Genomic DNA, 3,319 nt, shown 5'->3' on the forward strand with positions numbered 1-3,319 from the left:
ATGAAATATAAAACAATTTACTCAACTGTTTTATAGACACCGAAATTAGTTATTAACTGCCTTTCCAAGGTATCTTTCCCGTGTCCGACATTTGAGGTTTAATAACATGAGATTCATACGAAATATTAAAATAAGAACGGCACTTATACTCATTCTCATCGTGTTTTCACTGTTGTGGGCCGGGGCATCAGGCTTTGCTTTATACTCTCTTAAGCAATTAAACCAAGAGCTAGGTGTAACCCATACTCAGCAGCAAAATGGCGATATTATTAATAGTGCCAATGCACAATACTACCGCGCGACAACAGCGATGGAACGTGCTATGGGAGCAATGGCGAAAAATGACACTGGGGTTTTCGATCTTGAAATGAAGGCAACCCTTACCGAATTAGACGGCCTTAAAAATGGGCTCAGTCAATTTAAAACTATTGATCATGGGAAAATTGACTCAACCACAATAGATGATATTTATAACAGTTCTTTTAATCTCTATAACAGTGCAGTTTTGCCGATGTTCGAATCAGCAAGAGAAAAAAATATAAACAATTTTGAAGTAATAAAAACAGGTAAATATCTTCCGTTAAGACGGAACTTCAGTGCAGCGATAGACAAATACAACGCAAAAATTATATCCCTAAATGAAGAAGCAAATCAGCGGATTTCCCAATGGCTAGTGTGGTGTCAATATATCCTCGTCAGTGCGTTATTAATCAGTGTGCTTATCATGGTGACAACCGACCGCTATCTGGTTAACTTTCTCGTTAAGCCTTTGAACAGAGTAAAAGCTCATCTTGAATCTCTGGCACAAGGCGTACTTGACCACAACATCGTAGATCAGGGTAGAAACTGTATTGGCCAGTTAATTCCTTATATTAACAAGATGCAGGATAACTGGGCCAAAACGGTGTTTGAAATCCGCAACAGTGCGGATTCGATTTACAGGGGTTCTAGTGAGATATCAGTCGGAAATACCGATTTGTCTTCCCGAACTGAAGAACAAGCCTCGGCGCTGGAAGAGACCGCCTCCAGCATGGAACAACTCGGTTCAACCGTTCAGCAGAATGCAGATAATGCCGGCCAGGCAAGTACACTGGCGAACCAGGCCACTCGGGAAGCACAACAGGGCGGCGTCATTGTCAGTGGCGTCATTGCCACCATGACGAAAATTACCAGCAGCTCACATAAAATCGTCGATATCATTGGCGTCATCAACAGTATTGCGTTTCAAACCAATATTCTTGCGTTAAATGCCGCTGTCGAGGCAGCGCGAGCAGGGGAACAAGGTCGTGGATTTGCCGTTGTCGCCAGTGAAGTGAGAAATTTGGCGCAACGCAGCGCACAGGCAGCAAAAGAGATTGATGTGCTGATCAATGAATCAGTTAAAAATATTAAATCCGGGTCTGAACAGGTGACGCGAGCAGGTGATGCGATGGACAAAATCGTGAGCTCAGTCAGCAACGTAAATGACATTATGAGCGAAATAGCCGCAGCCTCGACCGAACAGAGTAAAGGGATCAGCCAAATTGGTTCTGCGGTGGTTCAAATGGACAGCGTCACGCAGCAAAATGCCGCCTTAGTGCAGCAATCCGCTGCTGCTGCTGCCTCGTTGGAAGAGCAGGCTCGTCAACTAACAGAAATTGTCTCGGTATTTAAAATCAAAGGAAAGGCACCTGGCGTTTCAACAGGCCCTCTGCTCAGGCCAAAGACACGAGTTAAGAGTGTCGCATTAGTCGCAGAACAGGGCGGTTGGACTAAGTTTTAATGTTACCGCCCTTCGCTGCCTGTCAGCGAAGGGCGCAGCGTACCCTCAATGATTCCCCCCTCATACTCCCACAGCACACTGCCAATTCCTCAGCGGTATACCCTCTGTTTTTATGCGCTCTCTTTCTCAGCGATTTCTGGAGAAAATTTATAAATCAATAAGGATTCCACCGGATATAGGACCGCTTTCGCTGCGGGCATACCAAGCAGATATCCCTGGCCAATATCACACCCAATATCCTGTAGACGCACAAGTTGACTGGTGTGTTCGATACCTTCGGCGGTGACTTTTACCCCCAAAGAACTGGCCAATGAGATAATGGCACGTACAATTTTTTCTTTTTTTTCATTGTGTTGGAAAGTATCGATGAAGCTCTTATCAATCTTTAACTTATCAAATGAGAAGTTGCAAAGCTGAGAAAGACTGGAGTAACCGGTACCAAAATCGTCTAACGCAATTTTTATTCCCTCATCCCTGAGTTTTTTAAGCGTAAATCGGGCTACATTGGCATTCTGAAAAAGTGCACTTTCCGTGATTTCTACCTCCAGACGATCTGCGGGCAGCCCCAACTCATTCATGACGCTCATGATGCGCGTGCTCAGTTGCTTATTACACAGCAGTATCGGGGAAATATTAAATGACAGTACCAGATGAGCAGGCCAGCTTAATGTTTCGAGACAGGCTAGCCGAAACAACTGTTCCGTCAGCTCAGAGATTTTACCCATCTCTTCCGCCAGAGGAATGAATAGAGTAGGGGAAATAAATTTGCCTGGGGAGACCTCCCAGCGCGCAAGGGCTTCAAAACCGACTGTTTTTTCGGTTCTCAGGTCCACTAACGGCTGGTAATAGACAGAGAATGCATTACTCGCCAACGCTTTCTTAAAATCACTCTTAAGTTGGGCTCGGGATAAAAGTGTATTCTGCATCAAGGGAGTAAAGACCCGGACTTCCTCACGACCGGCCTTCTTAGCAATGTACAAAGCACAGGCCGATTGCTGAATAGCTTGTCGAAGATCGCCAGAATCTTCAGGATAGCGAGAGATACCAACATTGGCGGCTATATTAAAGGTAAAACCATCAATTTGAATAAGGCTGCAAATAGTCTTCACTATGCGTTCGCCCAGCAATGATAGGTCCGTTTTATCTTTATTTGACTTTAATACCAAAAACTCATCACCGCGTAATTTATAGACATTACCTGGGAACATATAAGAGAGGCGTTGTCCAACCAGCTTAAATATTTCATTTCGGTGGTCGTAGTCGAGCAGATCGTTGACATCTTTAAACTTATTAATCTCTATACTTAGAACTACATGATTTAGTGCATCTTTATTCTTAGCAGAACGTGAAATATAAGAGTCGAGAAATTTTTGGTTAGGTAGATCCGTTAAGATATCATGGCTAGACATCCAGTTGATGCTCTTTTCTGCCTCAATACGTTTCGCTATCTCCTTTGACATTCTGTTTATTCGCAATGAGCTATAGATAAACCCCAGCAATCCGGTGACATTTAGTGCAATAAAAACCGCATCTAGATTATATTTCTTATATTTTGAC

Annotated in this window: 2 protein-coding genes; one reads left to right on the forward strand and one right to left on the reverse strand. The window is 43.6% G+C overall.

Annotated elements, in window-relative coordinates; all coding sequences use genetic code 11:
* Positions 1-106 precede the first annotated feature (106 nt).
* Positions 107-1,762, forward strand: coding sequence for a methyl-accepting chemotaxis protein (locus tag V1952_RS20850; protein ID WP_372559956.1), 1,656 nt, complete (start codon positions 107-109; stop codon positions 1,760-1,762).
* A 110-nt stretch (positions 1,763-1,872) separates the two neighbouring features.
* Here V1952_RS20850 and V1952_RS20855 read toward each other — a convergent pair.
* The coding region (locus V1952_RS20855; RefSeq protein WP_420075459.1) for a putative bifunctional diguanylate cyclase/phosphodiesterase at positions 1,873-3,319 on the reverse strand (1,447 nt) is incomplete at its 5' end.

The organism is Yersinia sp. 2542 StPb PI, from assembly GCF_048593855.1.
Taxonomy (GTDB): Bacteria; Pseudomonadota; Gammaproteobacteria; order Enterobacterales; family Enterobacteriaceae; genus Yersinia; species Yersinia enterocolitica_E.